General features: G+C 71.4%; 18 protein-coding genes. 11 read left to right on the top strand and 7 right to left on the bottom strand.

What is annotated here, in order from left to right:
- From efeB to IE278_RS34360, 3 genes are all read left to right on the top strand, one after another.
- Nucleotides 1-1,183: iron uptake transporter deferrochelatase/peroxidase subunit (efeB, locus tag IE278_RS34350; protein ID WP_189778246.1), on the top strand; the 1,183-nt coding region annotated here is incomplete at its 5' end.
- Between the two features lie 3 nt (nucleotides 1,184-1,186).
- Nucleotides 1,187-2,035: an iron uptake transporter permease EfeU gene (gene efeU, locus IE278_RS34355; RefSeq protein WP_189778248.1), complete on the top strand. Its 849-nt coding sequence runs from the start codon at nucleotides 1,187-1,189 to the stop codon at nucleotides 2,033-2,035.
- A 126-nt stretch (nucleotides 2,036-2,161) separates the two neighbouring features.
- Entirely contained in the window at nucleotides 2,162-3,184 is a 1,023-nt protein-coding gene (locus IE278_RS34360; protein ID WP_189778250.1) for an SCO2278 family lipoprotein, read from the top strand.
- A gap of 70 nt (nucleotides 3,185-3,254) precedes the next feature.
- Here the strand turns inward: IE278_RS34360 and IE278_RS34365 are convergent, their stop codons facing one another.
- Entirely contained in the window at nucleotides 3,255-3,986 is a 732-nt protein-coding gene (locus IE278_RS34365) for a bifunctional DNA primase/polymerase (RefSeq protein WP_189778252.1), read from the bottom strand.
- A 168-nt stretch (nucleotides 3,987-4,154) separates the two neighbouring features.
- Here IE278_RS34365 and IE278_RS34370 point away from each other — a divergent pair, with 168 nt between their 5' ends.
- A complete protein-coding gene (locus IE278_RS34370) occupies nucleotides 4,155-5,039 on the top strand; it encodes a glycerophosphodiester phosphodiesterase (RefSeq protein WP_189778254.1) in 885 nt (294 codons plus the stop codon).
- Here IE278_RS34370 and IE278_RS34375 read toward each other — a convergent pair.
- The 4 genes from IE278_RS34375 to IE278_RS34390 all read right to left on the bottom strand — a co-directional run bounded on the left by IE278_RS34375 (nucleotide 5,018) and on the right by IE278_RS34390 (nucleotide 9,421).
- Nucleotides 5,018-5,632: a TetR/AcrR family transcriptional regulator gene (locus tag IE278_RS34375; protein WP_189778256.1), complete on the bottom strand. Its 615-nt coding sequence runs from the start codon at nucleotides 5,630-5,632 to the stop codon at nucleotides 5,018-5,020. The genes IE278_RS34370 and IE278_RS34375 overlap by 22 nt on opposite strands.
- A 258-nt stretch (nucleotides 5,633-5,890) precedes the next feature.
- Nucleotides 5,891-6,877 carry a small ribosomal subunit Rsm22 family protein gene (locus IE278_RS34380; RefSeq protein WP_189778258.1) on the bottom strand — a complete coding sequence of 329 codons (987 nt, stop codon included), beginning with the start codon at nucleotides 6,875-6,877 and terminating at the stop codon, nucleotides 5,891-5,893.
- A 22-nt stretch (nucleotides 6,878-6,899) separates the two neighbouring features.
- Nucleotides 6,900-8,018: a serine hydrolase domain-containing protein gene (locus IE278_RS34385; RefSeq protein ID WP_373312171.1), complete on the bottom strand. Its 1,119-nt coding sequence runs from the start codon at nucleotides 8,016-8,018 to the stop codon at nucleotides 6,900-6,902.
- 11 nt (nucleotides 8,019-8,029) lie between these two features.
- Nucleotides 8,030-9,421 (bottom strand): multidrug effflux MFS transporter, encoded by a 1,392-nt coding sequence (locus IE278_RS34390; RefSeq protein WP_189778260.1) that lies wholly within the window; start codon nucleotides 9,419-9,421, stop codon nucleotides 8,030-8,032.
- Between the two features lie 123 nt (nucleotides 9,422-9,544).
- Between IE278_RS34390 and IE278_RS34395 the strand changes: the two genes are divergently transcribed.
- Nucleotides 9,545-10,546: a Gfo/Idh/MocA family protein gene (locus IE278_RS34395; protein WP_189778262.1), complete on the top strand. Its 1,002-nt coding sequence runs from the start codon at nucleotides 9,545-9,547 to the stop codon at nucleotides 10,544-10,546.
- 126 nt (nucleotides 10,547-10,672) lie between these two features.
- Here IE278_RS34395 and IE278_RS34400 read toward each other — a convergent pair whose 3' ends face one another.
- Nucleotides 10,673-12,319 (bottom strand): alkaline phosphatase D family protein, encoded by a 1,647-nt coding sequence (locus tag IE278_RS34400; RefSeq protein WP_189778264.1) that lies wholly within the window; start codon nucleotides 12,317-12,319, stop codon nucleotides 10,673-10,675.
- 152 nt (nucleotides 12,320-12,471) lie between these two features.
- Between IE278_RS34400 and IE278_RS34405 the strand changes: the two genes are divergently transcribed.
- From IE278_RS34405 to IE278_RS34425, 5 genes are all read left to right on the top strand, one after another.
- The gene (locus tag IE278_RS34405) at nucleotides 12,472-13,281 is read left to right on the top strand and encodes an SDR family oxidoreductase (RefSeq protein WP_189778267.1); all 810 of its coding nucleotides are present in this window, start codon (nucleotides 12,472-12,474) and stop codon (nucleotides 13,279-13,281) included.
- 206 nt (nucleotides 13,282-13,487) lie between these two features.
- Nucleotides 13,488-14,975, top strand: a complete 1,488-nt coding sequence (locus tag IE278_RS34410) for an ABC transporter permease (RefSeq protein ID WP_189778269.1) — start codon at nucleotides 13,488-13,490, stop codon at nucleotides 14,973-14,975.
- A 56-nt stretch (nucleotides 14,976-15,031) separates the two neighbouring features.
- On the top strand, nucleotides 15,032-15,724 hold the full coding sequence (locus IE278_RS34415) for an ABC transporter ATP-binding protein (protein WP_189778270.1): 693 nt from the start codon (nucleotides 15,032-15,034) through the stop codon (nucleotides 15,722-15,724).
- A gap of 273 nt (nucleotides 15,725-15,997) precedes the next feature.
- Nucleotides 15,998-16,558: a DoxX family protein gene (locus tag IE278_RS34420; protein ID WP_189778272.1), complete on the top strand. Its 561-nt coding sequence runs from the start codon at nucleotides 15,998-16,000 to the stop codon at nucleotides 16,556-16,558.
- Nucleotides 16,559-16,563: 5 nt separating this feature from the next.
- A complete protein-coding gene (locus IE278_RS34425) occupies nucleotides 16,564-16,974 on the top strand; it encodes a MazG-like family protein (RefSeq protein ID WP_246571083.1) in 411 nt (136 codons plus the stop codon).
- Nucleotides 16,975-17,234: 260 nt separating this feature from the next.
- On the opposite strand, the gene IE278_RS34430 is transcribed toward IE278_RS34425, so the two are convergent.
- The gene (locus IE278_RS34430; protein ID WP_189778275.1) at nucleotides 17,235-17,762 is read right to left on the bottom strand and encodes a YceI family protein; all 528 of its coding nucleotides are present in this window, start codon (nucleotides 17,760-17,762) and stop codon (nucleotides 17,235-17,237) included.
- A gap of 91 nt (nucleotides 17,763-17,853) precedes the next feature.
- Here IE278_RS34430 and IE278_RS34435 point away from each other — a divergent pair, with 91 nt between their 5' ends.
- The gene (locus IE278_RS34435) at nucleotides 17,854-18,381 is read left to right on the top strand and encodes a MarR family winged helix-turn-helix transcriptional regulator (protein WP_189778277.1); all 528 of its coding nucleotides are present in this window, start codon (nucleotides 17,854-17,856) and stop codon (nucleotides 18,379-18,381) included.
- Nucleotides 18,382-18,392: the final 11 nt, after the last annotated feature.

The raw sequence follows: 18,392 nt of genomic DNA on the forward strand, positions 1-18,392 counted from the left end.
GGCCGGGGGCGAGGTGGCCGTGGCCCGCGCGGGCGACGACGCCGGACCGGCCGCCGCCGGGGCGGGCGGCGAGGTCCCCTTCCACGGCAGCCATCAGGCGGGTATCGCCACCCCCGTGCAGGACCGGCTGCACTTCGCCGCCTTCGACGTGAAGACCGACGACCGGGCCGCGTTCGTCCAGCTGCTGAAGGACTGGACCGAGGCGGCCCAGCGGATGACCGCCGGACGGGCGGTCGGCGAGGGCGCGTACGGCGGTCTCGCCGAGGCGCCGCCCGACGACACCGGGGAGGCGCTGGGCCTCACACCGTCACGGCTGACCCTCACCCTCGGCTTCGGCCCCTCCCTCTTCGAGAGGTTCGACCTCGCCGGCCGGCGGCCCGAAGCCCTCGTCGACCTGCCGAAGTTCGCCGGCGACAACCTCGACAGGACCCGCAGCGGCGGCGACCTGTGCGTCCAGGCGTGCGCCGACGACCCGCAGATAGCCGTCCACGCCATCCGCAACCTCGCCAGGATCGGCTTCGGCAAGGTCGTCATCCGCTGGTCGCAGCTGGGCTTCGGCAAGACCTCCTCGACGACCCCGGACGCCCAGACCCCACGTAACCTCATGGGGTTCAAGGACGGCACCCGCAACATCGCCGGGACCGAGACGGACCGGCTGAAGAAGTTCGTGTGGGTGGAGGAGAAGGACACCGACGCGGACTCGGCCTGGATGGCCGGGGGTTCGTACCTGGTGGCCCGGCGCATCCGGATGAACATCGAGACCTGGGACCGCACCTCGCTGCAGGAGCAGGAGGACATCTTCGGCCGGGACAAGGGCGAGGGCGCGCCCGTCGGCAAGGCCAAGGAGCGCGACGAGCCGTTCCTGAAGGCGATGCTGCCCGACGCGCACGTGCGGCTCGCGCACCCCGACACGAACGCCGGGGCCACGCTCCTGCGCCGCGGCTACTCCTTCACCGACGGCACGGACGGGCTGGGCCGCCTGGACGCGGGCCTGTTCTTCCTCGCCTACCAGCGTGATGTGCGCCAGGGCTTCATCCCGGTACAGCGGAGCCTCGCGGCGGACGCCCTCAACGAGTACATCCAGCACGTGGGTTCAGCGGTGTTCGCGATCCCGCCCGGCGTCCGCGACGAGGACGACTGGTGGGGCCGCGCGCTGTTCTCGAAGAACCCCAAGGAGGCGTAGGCCGTGTTCGGCAACTATCTGATCGGCCTGCGCGAAGGCCTTGAGGCCAGCCTCGTGGTCTGCATCCTCATCGCCTATCTGGTGAAGACGGACCGCAGGGACGCCCTGAAGCCCATCTGGATCGGCATCGCGGTCGCCGTCGTCCTCGCCCTCGGCTTCGGTTTCGCGCTCGAATTCGGCTCCCAGGAGCTGACGTTCGAGGCGCAGGAGGCACTCGGCGGCTCCCTGTCGATCATCGCGGTCTGCCTGGTGACCTGGATGGTCTTCTGGATGCGGCGCACCGCCCGCCACCTGAAGGCCGAACTGCACGGCAAACTCGACACGGCCCTGCAGATGGGCACGGCCGCGCTGGTCGCCACCGCGTTCCTGGCCGTCGGGCGCGAGGGCCTGGAGACGGCCCTGTTCGTCTGGGCGTCCGTGCGCGCGTCGAACGACGGCACCCAGGGCCCGCTGATCGGTGTACTGCTGGGCATCCTGACCGCGGTCGTGCTCGGTTACCTCTTCTACCGGGGCGCGGTCCGCATCAACCTCGCCAAGTTCTTCACCTGGACCGGCGGCATGCTGGTCGTCGTCGCCGCGGGCGTCCTCGCCTACGGCGTGCACGACCTCCAGGAGGCCGACTTCCTGCCGGGCCTGACGAACAAGGCCTTCGACATCAGCGGGACCGTCCCCCCGGACAGCTGGTACGGGACCCTGCTGAAGGGCGTCTTCAACTTCCAGCCCGACCCGACCGTCGTCCAGGTCGTCGTGTGGGTCCTGTACCTGGTGCCGACGCTGGCGTTCTTCCTGGCGCCTTCACGCTCGGGCGGGAGCGGGGCCAAGTCGCCCGCCCCGGTGCGCGAAGAGGCGTGAGACCGGCTCGCGGCGGGCGCGGTACGTCGGCCCGCCGCTCGGGCGCCTTCCGGCCCCGGTAGGGTTCGCCTCCGGGAAACCGTCGAGCGGGAACCGGGATCGGGACGGGGAAGGTGAAGGGACTCGATGAGCAGGGATCGCAGCCCTCGTAAGTCTTCTGGGCCGCGCAGGCCTCGCGGACTCGGCCGGAGCGCGCTGACGGCGGCCTCCGTGACCGTGCTGTCGGTGACGGCGAGCGGGTGCGTGGTCGTGCACGGGGAACGCGAGGTTCTCCCCGGGGCCACGAAGAGCGAGGCCGCACGTGCCCTGCGGGACTTCACGGCCGCCTACAACAAGGCGAACGGCGCCAACGACCCGTCCCTGGACGCGGACCGGGTCACCGGCGCGCTCGGGGACATCGACGGGGCGAAGCTGAAGGCCGGCGGCAGGAACCAGCCGGGCGGCAACCCGAACTATGTGCCCCTCAAGCTGACCGACACCGAGTTCACGATCCCGCGGAAGGCCGGCTGGCCGCGCTGGTTCGTCACCGACTCGAAGGCCAACAAGGGCCGTGCCGAGGACCGTTGGCTGATGGTGTTCACGCGGAGCGACGCGGACGAGGTGTGGCAGGTCTCGTATCTGACGATCTCCTCCGCCGAGGAGATACCGGCGTTCAAGAAGAACGCGGACGGCTGGGCGGAGCCGGTCACGGCGAACGCGGCGGATCTGGCGGTCGCGCCCGGGAAACTCCCCCAGCAGTACGCGACCTACCTCAAGGACGGCGGCAGCACCTTCGCCGACGGCGCCCACACCACGAAGTGGCGTGCCGACCGGGCGAAGAGCGCGGCGCGTCCGGGGCTCGCCCAGCAGTACATCGACGAGCCGCTGACGTCCGGGGACTACGCCCCGGTCGGCCTGCGTACGGCGGACGGCGGCGCCCTCGTCTTCTTCACCACCCGCCACTACCAGAAGCAGACCGCGGCCCAGGGCGTCCCGATCAACATCAGCAACGCCGACGTCGAAGCGCTGATGACCGGCGACCCGAAACAGTCCCTGACCCTGGAGTCCGTCTCGAACCAGGCGGTCCTGGACCCCCCGAAGTCAGCATCGGACCAACGCATAAAGTTCCTGAGCAGAATCCAGGGCCTGACAGCCGCAAAGGGCGAGTAAGCCTTTTCGCTTTTAGGGGCGCGGGGAACGGCGCAACCAGCCCCCACTCACCCGCAGACAAAACCCGCCGTCACCCCCGGAGGGGCCACGCAGCAACCTGCTCCCGCTCGACCCCCGCATACCGCGCGCATTCATCCGTCAGCACTTCCAGCAAGGACAACGGATCCGGCAACGGATGCTCGGGCCCACGCACCCACTCCACCACCAGCTCCCCCGGCAACCGCGCCGGAGGCACCAGCACATACGACCCACGGCAGTGCCACCGCAGCCCCGGATGCTCGTCCATCGTCTCGGGATGGCAGTCCAGCTCGCACGGCCACCACTCGTCCTCGTCCTCGGGCGTCCCGCGCGTGGCCGTGAAGAAGAGCATCCGGTCGTCCCCGGACAGCGCGACCGGCCCGACCTCGATCCCGGCGCCGAGCAGCCGCTCCAGCGCCTCCTGCCCGGCCTCCACCGGCACGTCCAGCACGTCGTGCACCATGCCGGTCGCGGTGATGAAGTTGGCGAGCGGCTGATGCCGGGCCCACCGTTCGATCTGCGCCCGGTCGGTCGTGGACTGCGTCTGCCAGGCGAACGAGACGGGATGGCGCGCGGGGGTCGGACACCCGACACGGTCACAGGAACACCGGTACGCGGAGGGATGGGCGGCGGGCGCGAGCGGCAGCCCGGCTCCGGCGGCGGCCAGCAGCAGTTCCTCACGGCTCGCGGAGTCGTCCGCGGCGTCCGTTCGTGGGCGCCGACCGCGCAACCACTGGGAGATCCTGCCCTGCCCGCCGGAGCGGCGGCCCGTCTCTGCGCTCATATATGCCCTCGCCTGGCTGTTGTGCGGACAGCATGCCTCATCGTCCCATCATCCTGCGCTCCGGGGGGCCGGAGCCCACATCCGGGGTAGGTGGGGCGATGCCCGCCCGGGGCAGTGATCGAGTGTCATTGCGTACTTTGACACGATATGCCCGCCTACGGTGTCGGCATGGTCACACGGACTGCGCTGACGGGTATCGCCGGTCTCACGTCCCTGGCTCTGGTGGGACAGAGCGGGGCGATCACCCCGCTGGAATGGGACGCGGGCCCCCTGACGGTGGCGGCGCTGCCCCGCGTCGTCTACACGGCACACCGCGGCGGCGCCCGCGAGGTCCCGGAGAACAGCATGACGGGCCTGATGGCGGCGTACGAGCGCGGGACGGCCCAGGTGCTGGACCTGGACACCCGGATGCTGCGCGACGGGACGATGGTGGTCATGCACGACGCCACCCTGAACCGCACGACCTACATGGGCGGTCCCGTGCACGCGCTCGACCTGCGGGACTGGCAGGGGGTGCGGCTGCGCCCCAGGGACGCGCTGCCGGGGAGCTGGCGTTCGGAGCGGCCGCCGACGCTCGCCGAGGTGCTGGACCGTTTCGGCGGGCGGGTGGTGCTGATGCTGGAGGCCAAGGACCCGCGGAGCCTGACGGCCATCGCCGCCATGATCAGGGAACGCGGTCTGACCCGTTCGGTGCTGGTCAACTCCAACCGTCCCGCGGTGGCCCTGCGCACCCACCGCCTGGGGCTGCTCTCGCAGCTGTGGCGTTCGGCGCACCAGATGCGTACGGACCGGCCCCGGCGGTGGCGGCCGTTCGTGGACGTCCTGGACGTGGACCACAAGGCCCGCGACCGCGATCTCGTACGGGCCGTGCGGTCCGGCATCCCGCGGGTGTGGGCGCACACGGTGGTGACCCCGGCGCAGCGCGACCGCGCGCTGGCGCTCGGCTGCGACGGGATCATCACGGACGCGCCGGGACGGCTGGCCCGGGTACGGGTCCGGGCGTGGGCGGGGCCGGAGTCGGGGGCGGGGGGTCAGCGGGGGGCGATGCCGTAGAGGGCGTACTCGACGAGTCTGTTCGCGAAGGCGTGGTCGAGGGGGCCGGTGCCCTGGAGCCAGCGCTGGGCGAGGGGGGAGACGAACAGGTCGCGTGCGATGTACGGGTCCACGTCCGCGCGTACCTGGCCGGCGTCCTGGGCCGCGCGCAGGCGTCGTACGTACAGTTCCAGCGAGGGCAGGAGCAGGGTGGCGACGAACTCCTTCGCGAAGGCGGGGTTGGCCACGCCCTCCGCGGCGAGCGCGCGGGCCGGGGCCTCGTAGCGCGGGTCGTTCAGCTCGTCGACGGTGGCGCGCAGGACCGTCTTGAGGTCGGCCTCCAGGTCCCCGGTGTCGGGGATGCCGTCCTCCTCCGCCCAGTCCCCGTTGCCGGCCGCCTCCGCCGCCTGGGCGCCGAGGTCGACGAAGGCCTCCATGAGGACCTCGGCCTTCGACGACCACCAGCGGTAGATGGTCTGCTTGCCCACGCCCGCGCGGGCGGCGATGGCCTCGATGGTGGTTTTGGGGTAGCCGACCTCTGCGACGAGGGTGAGGGCGGCGGCGTAGATCGCGCGGCGGGACTTCTCGCTGCGGCGGCTGGAGTCGGGAGGCATACACCCGAAACTACCAGCACCACAAGACGCCCCGTCTCGCCAAGAACTTCCCTCGCCCCCGCCGCCCCTACCCTTCCCGTCACTGACTCGGGGGCCAGCCCCCGAACCCCCGCTCCTCAAACGCCGGAGGGGCTGAGATGTCGCCGGACCGGCGTATACCTCCAGCCCGTCCGGCGTTTGAGGACAAAGGGGGCGAGGGGGCGCAGCCCCCATGCGGGACGGGAACGGGTAGGGGCGGCGGGGGCGGAGAAAAAAGCCCTACCCCGCCGGCGGCCACCCGTCGCCCCATTCCGCGTCGCGCGCGGCCTTGTAGAGCAGGCCCTGCCGCTTCGTCACAGTGGAGCGGCGCAACCCACCCCCCACCTCGCACAGGTCCAGCAACACCTGCCCCTTCCGGATCTGCGGCCTCCGCACCACCCGAGAAGCCACCGGAGCGACCGGCTCCCGCGTCACGGCGACATAGCTGAACTTCTCGTCCTCGTACGCCAACGAACCCCCCTTGACCTGCCGGTGCAACGAGGACCGGCTCACCCGGGCGGAGAAGTGGCACCAGTCCTCCCCCGGCACGATCGGACAGGTGGCGCTGTGCGGACAGGGCGCCGCGACGGAGAACCCGGCGCCGATCAACCGGTCCCGCGCCGCGATGACGCGCGCGTACCCGTCCGGCGTCCCGGGCTCGATGATCACGACGGCCCGCCCGGCGGCCACCGCGGCGTCCACGACCGCGGCGCGGCCGTCCTCGGTCAGCTCGCCCAGGACGTACGACACCGTGACGAGGTCGGCCGCCGGCAGGGCGAGCTGCGCCCCGATCCGGGCGCGGCGCCATTCGGCGGACCGCAACTGCGGGCTGGCGGCGGCGAGTTCGCGGCCGAGGACGAGCGCGGGCTCGGCCCAGTCGAGCACGGTCACCGGCCGCTCCCCGGGCCAGGTGGCGTTCACGGCCCAGGTCGCCGCGCCCGTGCCACCGCCCACGTCCACATGGCTGCCCGGCGCCCACTCGGGCACGACGTCCGCGAAGGCGTCCAGCGCGGCCCGTACGGCCTCGAAGGTCGCGGGCATCCGGTACGCGGCGTACGCGGCCACGTCCGCGCGGTCGCGCAGGATCGGGGTGTCGGTCGGGGTGGTGCCCCGGTAGTTCGCGATCAGCCGGTCGACGGCCTGGGCGGCAGCCTTGGGCGGCAGTCCGTCGAGCAGGCCCGCGAGGGCCGCGCGCAGGGTCTCGGCTGGGGAAACGGGGGCGTTCACGAGCGAAGTCTACGAGCAGCGCTCAGGCCCCCCGGACCGCCCGGGCCAGCCGGGTGGCCGCCGTCGCGCGGGGCCCGTGGTCCGGTGGTCTGCGGCGCGGGTGGACCGTGTTCGCCAGGAGCACCAGGAACGTGTCCGTGGACGGGTCCATCACCAGCGACGTACCCGTGAAGCCCGTGTGGCCCGCCGCGCCGTGGCCGGCGAGGGCGCCCATGAACGACGGCTGGTCGAGGGCGAAGCCGAGGCCGGGCGGTGAGAGGAGCAGTTCGACGTAGTCGGGGCCGAGGATGCGGGCGGTGCCGTAGGAGCCGCCCGCGAGGAGGGTGCGGCAGAAGACGGCGAGGTCGGCCGCCGTCGAGAAGAGGCCGGCGTGGCCGGCGACCCCGCCGAGCGCCCAGGCGTTCTCGTCGTGGACCGCGCCCCGCAGCATGCCCCGGTCGGCCTTGGCCCAGGGCCGCCGCTGGTCCTCCGTGGCGGCCGCGGCCGGGCAGGGGCCGAAGGCGGTGTCGGTCATACCGAGCGGCCGGGTGATCCCGTCCCGGACGAGGGCGTCCAGCGGGCGCCGGGTGATCCGTTCCAGGACCTGCTGGAGGAGCAGCATGTTGAGGTCCGAGTAGCAGTACGCGGCGCCGGGCGCCGTCACCGGTTTCTCGGACCGCAGCAGGGCGAACCGTGCCCTGTCGTCCGGGCAGTCGTACAGCGGGAGTTCGGGCCGCAGCCCGGAGGTGTGGGTGAGCAGGTGCCGCACGGTGATGCCGTACTCGGCGGCGGCGGTGAAGCCCGGCAGGTACGCCCCGACGCGCGCGTCGATGCCCAGCGTGCCGCGCTCCAGCTGCTGCACGGCGGCGACGCTCGTGAAGAGCTTCGTGAGGGACGCCAGGTCGAAGGGGGTGCGGACGGTCATCGGCACGCGGTCGCCGCACGGCAGTTCCACGCCCGCGTCCGCGTCCTCGTCGTACCCGCGGTAACGCACCGCCCAGCCCGCCGCCTCCTCGACGGCGATCACGGGCCCGCGTCCGGCGACCAGTACGGCGCCCGCGGCCCAGGGCCGGTCCCCCGCGGTGATCGCGCGGAACTCCCGTACCAGGGCGTCGAGTTCCCCGGGGTCGAGCCCGGCACGTTCCGCCGTGCCGGGGCGCAGTCTCGGTGCGCTCAGTTCCCCGCTCCCTTCACGTTCGGCTGTGCGGTGGGCGGTGCGGTGGTCGGTGTGTTCGGCGGTACGTTCGGTTGTTTCCGCCAGGGACGGCACAGTGCCATGAAGCAGCCGACGGCCACCAGTGAACACGCGAGCTGGACGACGGCCATCGGGACGGCCGTGTGCTCGCCGGCGACGCCCACGAGAGGGGTCGCGACCGCGCCGACCAGGAACGAGGACGTGCCGAGCAGGGCGGACGCGGAGCCCGCGGAGTGCCGGGTGCGCATGAGGGCGAGCGCGTTGGTGTTGGGCATGCACAGGCTCATCGCCGACATGAGCACGAAGAGGCCGACGGCGATCGGGACCAGTCCCACCTCGCCGAACGCCCCGGCGGACATCAGGAGCAGCGCGGCCGAGGCGACGGTGACGACCGCGAGGCCGACCGCGAGCACCTTGTCGAGGCTGACCCGGCCGACGAGGACCTTGCCGTTGATCTGGCCGACGATCACGAGGCCGACGGAGTTCACGCCGAAGAGGATGCTGTACGTCTGCGGGGAGGCGCCGTAGATCTCCTGGATCACGAACGGCGACGCGGAGATGTACGCGAAGAGCGCCGCGAACGCGAAGCCGCCGGTGAGCATGTACCCGGTGAAGACGCGGTCGGCGAGCAGTCCGCGCATGGTGCGCAGGGCTTCGACGGTGCCGCCGTCATGGCGCTCGGCGGGCGGGAGCGTCTCGGGCAGCAGCCGCCAGACGACGACGGTGAGCCCGATCCCGATGGCGGTCAGGATGTAGAAGACGCCCCGCCAGTCGGTGATCCGCAGCACCTGGCCGCCGATGAGCGGCGCGATGATCGGCGCGACCCCGGAGATCAGCATCAGCGTGGAGAAGAACCGCGCCATGTCCACGCCGTCGTACAGGTCGCGTACGACGGCCCGGGCGATCACGATCCCGGCGGCGCCCGCGAGGCCCTGGAGCAGCCGGAAGGCGATGAGGAGTTCGATGGTGGGGGCGATCGCGCAGACGGCGGTGGCGAGGATGTACACGACGAGTCCGGTGATCAGCGGCCGTCTGCGGCCCCACTTGTCGCTCATCGGCCCGACGACCAGCTGCCCGAGCGCCATACCGGCGAGGCACGCGGTGAGCGTCAGCTGCACGGTGGCGGCGGAGGCGTGCAGCGCGTCGGTGACGTCCGGCAGGGCCGGGAGGTACATGTCCATGGACAGCGGCGGTACGGCCGTGAGTCCGCCGAGGATCAGCGTGACCAGGAGTCCCACGGAACGGCGGGCGACCGGTGGCGGTACCGGCGACGCCGAGGCGGCGAGCACGCTCTCCTCGGTCACCGCCGCGCTGGGTATGCGGGTCTCCGGGCTCTCCGGGTCCCGCGTCGTACGGCCGCGCTCGGGCATGCGCCCCTCCCTCTCCGTGTGATCCGCCACCTATGCTCTCAGCTCGTACAGGTGGTCTCGTACAGATGGTCGAAGCGGTCGAGGCCGTCGCGGTCGTCGACGGCACAAAGCGAGAGGTCGGGCATGACGGAGGAACGCGTGCGGTGGGGTGTGCTGGCGACCGGTGGGATCGCGGCGGCGTTCACCGCGGATCTGATCGATCTGCCCGACGCCGAGGTGGTGGCGGTGGCGTCGCGCACCGAGGAGTCGGCGAAGGGGTTCGCGGAGCGGTTCGGGATACCCCGGGCGTACGGCGACTGGGAGTCCCTCGCGGCGGACGAGGACGTCGACGTCGTGTACGTGGCGACTCCCCACTCGGCGCACCGGGCGGCGGCCGGGCTGTGTCTGGAGGCTGGGCGCAACGTGCTGTGCGAGAAGGCGTTCACGCTGAACGCGCGCGAGGCCGAGGAACTGGTCGGCCTGGCGAAGCAGCACGACAGCTTCCTGATGGAGGCCATGTGGATGTACTGCAACCCGCTGGTCCGGCAGCTGAAGGCGCTGGTCGACGACGGGGCGATCGGTGAGGTCCGCACGGTGCAGGCCGACTTCGGCCTCTCGGGCCCGTTCCCTCCCACCCACCGGCTGCGCGACCCGGCGCAGGGCGGCGGCGCGCTCCTCGACCTGGGCGTCTATCCGGTGTCGTTCGCACATCTGCTGCTCGGTGAGCCCTCCGGAGTGACGGCGAGAGCGGTGCTCTCGGAGGAGCGCGTCGATCTCCAGACGGGCATGCTGCTCTCGTACGACAGCGGCGCGCTCGCCTCGCTGCACTGCTCCCTGACCGGTGGCACGTCGACCTCCGCGTCGGTCACCGGCTCCGAGGGCCGCATCGACATCCCGTACGGCTTCTTCCACTCGGACCGCTTCGTCCTGCACCGCGACGGCCGTGACCCGCAGGAGTACACGGCGAACGCGGCGGACGGCACCCGCGCGAGCCTCAAGCACGAGGCGACAGAGGTGATGCGCTGCCTCCGAGCCGGCGAGAAGGAGTCCCCCCTGGTCCCCCTCGACGGCACCCTCGCGGTCATGCGCACCCTGGACACGGTCCGAGCAGAGGTAGGGGTCACCTACCCGGGCGAGGCCGCGTAGCGCCCCTAGGGGCGCGGGGAACGGCGCAATCTTTCGGTTCTTAAGGGCGCGGGGAACTGCGCGGCCAGCCACGTCCGGCCCGCAGCCGACGACCGACCGCCAGTCCCCCGCCCCACCTCCGCGGAGCTACACCGGCCGGAGCCCTTGGTCCCCGACCTCCGTCACGAACGACGCAGCGGTCGAGATCGCCGCCCCCGGCACGGTAACCGCCGGCACCGTCTTGAAGTCGGCCCGGGCGGACTCCCGCCCGAGCCGCACGGTCGTATAGCCCCGCCGCCCGTCGTAGAACTTCAGATGCGGATTCGCCGCCATGTACGTCTCCCAGTTGGCGGGCCGCTCCGCCCCGTCGCGCCCACTGCTGATCGAGGTCGTCACGATCTCCGTACCGAGCGTCCGCGACGAGGGATCGTCGAAGTCGTCCTTGATGTCGAAGGCGTACGCGACATGGACGTCCCCGGTGAGCACCATCAGGTTGTCGACCCCGGCGGACTTCGCTCCGGCCAGCACCCGCCCCCGCGAGGCCCGGTAGCCGTCCCACGCGTCCATGGAGACCCGGGACGGCGCGGTCAGGTCGAAGTTCCGCTGGGAGAAGATGACCTGCTGCGGGACGACGTTCCACAGCGCCTGCGAGGCCCGCCACCCGTCCAGCAGCCACCGCTCCTGCGCCGCGCCGGTGATCGTGCGCGCCGGATCGTCCGTCTCGGGCCCGGGCACGTCCGCCCCGTCCCCGTACGCCTGGTCGGAGCGGTACTGCCGGGTGTCGAGGATGTCGAACTGCGCGAGCCGGCCCCAGTTCATCCGGCGGTACAGCCGCATGTCGGGGCCCTCGGGCCGCTGCGGGCGGCGCAGCGGCAGGTTCTCCCAGTAGGCGCGGTACCCGGCGGCGCGCCGCAGCAGGAACTCCTCCGGCGGTACGGCGTTCTCGGGTATGTCGTCCGCGTAGTTGTTCTCTACCTCGTGGTCGTCCCAGGTGACCACGAAGGGGTGGGCGGCGTGCGCGGCCCGCAGATCGGGGTCGGTCTTGTAGAGGGCGTACCGCAGGCGGTAGTCCTCCAGCGTGATGGTCTCGCGGTTGAACAGGTCGGGCAGCACGCGGTCGGTGTAGTTGCGGGCGCCGCCCACGGAGCTGACCGCGTACTCGTAGAGGTAGTCGCCGACGTGGAAGACCACGTCGACGTCGTCCTCGGCGAGATGGCCGTACGCGGTGAAGTACCCGTCGTGGTACGCCTGGCAGGAGACCGCGGCCAGCCGCAGTTCGTCGACGCGCGCACGGGACGAGGGCGCGGTGCGGGTACGCCCGGTCTCGCTGATCCAGCTGCCGGTCCTGAAGCGGTAGTAGAAGACCCGGTCGGAGTCGAGGTGGCCGACCTCGACGTGCACGGAGTGGTGGAACTCGGGGTGGGCGAAGGTCGCCCCGCGTCTGACGACGTGGCGGAACCGTTCGTCGCGGGCCAGTTCCCAGTGCACGGTGACGCGTTCCGCGGGCAGTCCGGAGTCCGCCTGGTACGGGGTGGGGGCGAGCCGGGTCCACAGCAGCACGGAGGTGGCCTGCGGGTCGCCGGAGGCGACGCCGAGGGTGAAGGGGTTGTCGGTGATCTTCGCCGCGTCGAACTCGGCGGCGCCCGCCACGCCCGCGGTCGGCAGGTTGGTGGCGAACGCCAGCACGGCGGCCGCGCCGGTGACGGTGAAGAGCCGGCGGCGCCCGAGGTGACGGGCGGCGGCGCGGAGTTCGGGGGCGTGCTGCGACGGTTGCTGGTGGCCGGTGGATGTCATCTGGCCCTCCCCTGACGGTTGTTGTACAAGGCATTGGAGTGGCCAGAGTCAACGGTGGACTGTCACGTACACAACACTCAGATGTCGGACGCATGAGTTCCACATGGCGGATATGGCGGACCGTCGACCCTCCTCCCGTACGCTGCGGGGCCATGGACGACCATCGAACGAAGATCGCGATCGTGACAGGCGCGGGCTCGGGAATCGGCCGGGCCGTGGCCGTCGAGCTGCTGCGCACCGGCTGGTCGGTGACGCTCGCGGGCCGCCGCGCGGAGCGCCTGGAGGAGACGGCGGCGCTCGCGCGGGCGGCCCTCGCGGACGCGTCACCCGGTGCCGTCGAGGAGCCGGCCGGGAAAGAGCGCACGTCGTTGTGCGTGCGCACCGATGTCTCGCGGCCCGAGGAGGTGGCCGCGCTCTTCGCCGCCACGCGGAACCACTTCGGCCGCTTGGACCTGCTCTTCAACAACGCCGGTACGTTCGGACCCGGCGGCGTGCCGTTCGAGGAACTCCCGTACGAGGCCTGGCGGCACGTGGTCGGCACGAACCTCGACGGGGCGTTCCTGTGCGCGCAGGCGGCCTACCGGCAGATGAAGGAGCAGGATCCGCAGGGCGGCAGGATCATCAACAATGGCTCGATCTCGGCGCACACGCCCCGGCCGCGGTCGGCGGCGTACACGGCCACGAAGCACGCGCTGACCGGCCTCACGAAGTCGCTGTCGCTGGACGGGCGGCCGTACCGGATCGTCTGCGGGCAGATCGACATCGGGAACGCGGCCACCGACATGACCTCACCGATGACGACCGGGGCGTTGCAGGCGAACGGGGAGGTGGCCGCGGAGCCGGTGATGGATGTGGAGGACGTGGCGCGGACGGTCCGGCACATGGCCGAACTGCCGTTGGAGGCCAACGTGCAGTTCGCGACGGTGCTTGCCAGCGGCATGCCGTATGTGGGGCGGGGGTAGCTTCATCGGCGGGGCTCGCCAGGGGACCCTAGCGGGCGAAGCTGGGAAGTGGCCCTCAATCGGCCCGGAACCAGCTGTCTTACGGGATTCTGATTTCCCAGGGCACATTCTCAGGTCTCACACATTCCTTACTCAGGGTGTCTCAAAGGTTCGTCCATAGCTTGTGGCAGCGCCCACAGCGGGCGCCAAGAACCTTAGGGACAGGGATGTTTGGCATCTATCTCAAGCGTGAGCTGAGCCGGCGCAAGAAGTCGGCTCTGGTCATCGCCATGGGTCTGGCGCTCGGAATCGCGCTGGTCATCACCGTCAACTCGGTGTCGGCCGGCATGTCACAGGCACAGGACAAGGTCCTTCAGTCGCTCTACGGACTCGGCACCGACATGACGGTGACCAAGGCCAGGGAGGCCCCTTCCGCCGGCAACAACCAGTCGGGCAGACCGAATTTCGAATTCGACGCCGGTTCCGACGACGACGAGGAGCAGAGTTCCGACCGGGTGATGACTCAGGGCGGTCAGACGCTCAAGTCCTCGCTCGTCGAAAAGGTCGCCGCGCAGAAGAACGTGGCGAGTGCGGTGGGCGCCCTGACCCTGAACGTGACGAAGGTCGACGGCAGTTTCACCCAGGGCAAGGCCCGGACCGACACCTCCTCGCAGGGCTCCCAGGGCCAGGGTGGCGGCCCCGGCGGTGCGGGCGGCGGCGGTTCGACCGGCCAGCCGCAGGTGCAGGGCGGCGGCGCCTCCTTCGACGTGAACTCGTACTCCGTCTCGGGTGTCGACGTCACGAACCAGGATCTTGGCCCGCTCGCCACCACGAAGATCAGCAAGGGCAAGACGTTCACGGCGGCGCAGACCGACGCGAAGGTCGCGGTGCTCAGTACGTCGTACGCCAAGGAGAACAAGTACACCGTCGGCGAGAGCATCAAGATCTCCGGCACGAAGTACGAGGTCATCGGGATCGCGACCCCGGACAGCAGCGAGTCGACGACCGACGTCTATCTGCCGCTCAAGCAGGCCCAGACGCTCGGTGACTCCAAGGACAAGGTCTCCACGATCTATGTGAAGGCGTCCGACTCGCAGCGGATCGACGCGGTCAAGGCGGCCATCCAGAAGAACATCGACGGTACGACGGTCACGACCTCCGCCGATCTCGCGGACACCGTCTCCGGCTCGCTGTCGACGGCCTCCGACCTCGCGACCAGCGTGGGCAAGTGGCTCTCCGTCGCGGTGCTGGCGGCCGCGTTCCTCGTCGCCGCGCTGCTCACCTCGTCGGCGGTCAGCCGCCGGGTGCGGGAGTTCGGCACGCTGAAGGCGCTCGGCTGGCCGAGCCGCAAGGTCACCCGGCAGGTCGTCGGCGAGTCGGTCGTGAACGGCCTGCTCGGCGGAGCCCTCGGTATCGCCCTCGGCCTGGCGGCGGCGTACGCGGTCACGGCCGTCAGCCCCACCCTCACCGCCGAACTCGGTGCCACGGGCGGCGGCCAGGGCGGCCCCGGCGGCGGCGGACCGGGCGGCGGGGGCGGCCCCGGCGGGCAGAGCGCGTCGAGCACCCTCGACATCGCGCTGTCCGCGCCGGTCTCCGTCACCACCATCGCGCTCGCCGTGGGCCTCGCGGTCGCGGGCGGCCTGATCGCCGGTGCGATGGGCGGCTGGCGCGCCTCCCGGATGCGCCCGGCGGACGCGCTGCGCAGCGTGTCGTAACCCGCGCCACCCACATGACGGCACGCCCACACCACGGCACGGTACGGAGAAGACGTATGTACAAGCTCACCGGCGTCACCAAGAACTACACGAGAGGCAAGGAGACGGTGGAGGCGCTGCGCGGCGTCGACCTCACCATCGAGGACGGCGACCAGCTCGTCATCCAGGGCCCCACCGGCGGCGGCAAGTCGACCCTGCTGCAGATGATCGGCGGCCTGGACCGCCCGTCCGCCGGCAGCGTCGAACTGGACGGCGTGGACCTCGCGTCCATCAGCGAGGCCCGGCTGACCCGGGTGCGCGCCGAAAAGATCGGCATCATCTTCCAGTCGTTCAACCTCATCCCCACGCTCACCGCGCAGGAGAACGTCGAGACCGCGCTCGTACCGCTCGGGGTCAAGCCGGCCGAGCGGCGCGCGAAGGCCGCCGAGGCGCTGGACTCGGTCGGCCTCGGCGACCGCCTCAGCCATGCGCCCAGCGAGTTGTCCGGCGGTCAGCAGCAGCGGGTCGCGATCGCCCGCGCGCTGGTCAAGAACCCGAAGGTGTTGCTCGCCGACGAGCCCACGGGCAACCTCGACGAGGGCACCCGCGACGACATCATGGCCCTGCTGGAGGGGCTGTGGCGCGAGCACGGGCTGACGTTCGTCATGGTCACGCACGACTCGTCGATCGCCCGGCGCGCGCCGCGGCTCGCGACGATCAGAAAGGGCCTCATCACCCTGACCGAGCAGCAGCCACAGCCCGCGCTCTGACCGGTCGTCCACCCGTACGGTGCCGTCGAGGCCGCTCACCCACCGGTGAGCGGCCTCTCACGGTCACGGCGGCCCCGACGGTCGCGTCGGTCCGGCGGTCGCGTCGGTCCGGCGGTCGCGTCGGTCCGGCGGTCGCGTCGGTCCGGCGATCACCCGAACGGCGGCGCGAACCGGGGCCGGACCACGGTTCGGTGCGACGGTGGGCGTGCGCGTCCGCATACGCGCACGTCAGAAGAACCGTTCGAGCGTGACATACGAGGAGTGACGGGAACCGTGACCTGTTTCGACCGACGCGATCTGGGACTGCTGCTGCTCCGCCTCGGTACGGGCGGGGTGCTGGCGGCGCACGGGGCGCAGAAGCTCTTCGGCTGGTTCGGCGGGGGCGGCCTCTCCGGGACCGGCGCGTTCATGGAGTCCGTGGGGTACGCGCCCGGCAGGGCGAGCGCCGCCGCGGCGGGCCTGGCGGAGACGGGCGGCGGCACGCTGCTCGCGCTGGGCCTCGCCACCCCGGCGGCTGGAGCGGCCGCGGCCGGGGCGATGGCGGGCGCCTCCGCGGTGCACGCGCCGAACGGCTTCTTCGCGCAGAGCGGCGGCTACGAGTACGCGGCGTACCTGGGATTCGCGGCGGCGGGGCTCGCCGTCACCGGCCCCGGCCGGATCTCCCTCGACCACGCCATGGGCCACACGGCCGACCGGAACTGGATGGTGCCGGTCGCCCTCGCGGGGACGGCCGCGGCGACCCTGGCGGTGATCGGAGCGCGGTACGCGCGGGTGCGGCGCCAGGAGGAGGGCGAGCAGGGCGAGTTGTTCGACGAGGAGGGCGTGGCAGTCTGAGCGTCATGAGCGATGAGCGCGACGCGAGCGCCGACGACGATCTCTGGGAGTCCGTCGAGCACCTCCAGGACTGGCTGGCTCGGACCCAACCGGAGCGTCCTGCCCAGGAGACCCTGCTCCTGCGGATGCTGAAGCTCTCGGAGGAGGTCGGCGAGGTCGCCGAGGCGGTCATCGGCGCCACCGGCCAGAACCCCCGCAAGGGCGTGTCACACACCTGGGACGACGTGCGGTCGGAACTCTGCGACGTGATCATCACCGCCGCGGTGGCCCTGCGAACGCTCACCCCGGAAGCCCGCGAGGTCTTCACCACACACCTGACCCACGTAACAACCCGCACCCGCCAGGGACACAAGGACCCGCGCACCCAGCCCTCACCAACCCCGCAACCGAAACCCCGCAGCCCCCAAGCCCCCTAAGGGGCGCGGGGAACTGCGCACCCAGCCCCCACCGCCCCGCAGCCAAAACCCCGCCACCCCCAAGCCCCCTCAGGGGCGCGGGGAACTGCGCACTCCGCCTCTATCGGCCCGCAGCCAAAACCCCGCAGCCCCCAGACCCCCCAAGGGGCGCGGGGAACGGCGCAACAGCCCCCACCGACCCGCAGCCGAAATCCCGCAGCCCTCAGCCCCCAAGGGGCGCGGGGAACGGCGCAACAGCCCCCACCGCCCCGCAGCCGAAACTACACACCCTCGCCGGAGGCGCTCCGCGTGAACCGGAGCGTAGACGTCACAGTCGTCAGCCCCCGGATCATGCCCAACTGGTTCCACCCCAGATTGAACTGCTCCCGATCCACCGTGAACTCAGCGGCGAGCGTAACCGCGTCGGCACTCGACTCGGTGACCGTGGCGGTCACGGCCTGCGGCCGGCTGACCCCACGCACGGTCAGCTCCCCGTCGATCACGACGCTGTCGTCCGCACGGACCACCGCGTCCCGGACGGCGAAGACGAGCGTCGGATGCCGCTCGGCATCGAAGAAGTCGGCCCCGCGCAGATGCTCGTCCCGCTTGCCGTTCTTCGTGTCGAGCGACCCCGCGTCCACCGTGACGGTGCCGCGCGCGGTCCCGTCGGGCAGGACCTCGCCCTCACCGACGACCCCACCGAAGGTGCCCTTCACGGTGACCAGTCCCCACATCGTCTTGTGCTTGATGGCGACGGCGGAGCGAACGGCGTCGAGCTGCCACAGGCCGGTTTCCACAGCGACGGTCATGGGTCTTCTCCTGAGTGATCGGTTATCCAAATTTGGATGACTCCACGCTAGCGGGTCATCCAAAAATGGACAACCAGTAGACTGTGACACCATGGCCGACTCCCCCGCCCCCGCCAACCAGCCCGCATCCGTCCCGCCGGGCGACGAAGACGCCGACGGCATACCGGCGGACGGCCTGCTGCCGGCCGAACTCCGTTCCTGGATGCGCCTGCTGGCGGCGGCCGGGGCCATCGAGCAACAGCTGCGTTCGCGCGTGAAGGACGCCATGGGGGTCTCGCACGACGAGTTCCTGGTGCTGTGCCTGCTGGCCGACCAGCCGGGCTCCAGCCTGCGGATGACCCGTATCGCGGAGCTGCTGGGCCGCCCGAAGACCCGGCTGACCTACCAGGTCGCCTGTCTGCAGCACGCGGGACTGATCACCAAGAGCTCCGCGTGCGGCGACCGGCGCGGTATCGAGGTGGCCCTCACGGACAAGGCCCGCCGGCTGCTGAGCGAGTCCACGGGCCCGCTGGCCGACGCCGTCTCGCAGGCCATCGCCCGGACGGCCTGCGCCCAGCGGTACACACAGCTCCACGACCTGCTGCCCCTGCCCGCCGACCCCACGGAGAAGACGGCCTGACCCGGCCGGAG

This window comes from Streptomyces tauricus (genome assembly GCF_014650955.1).
GTDB lineage: Bacteria > Actinomycetota > Actinomycetes > Streptomycetales > Streptomycetaceae > Streptomyces > Streptomyces tauricus.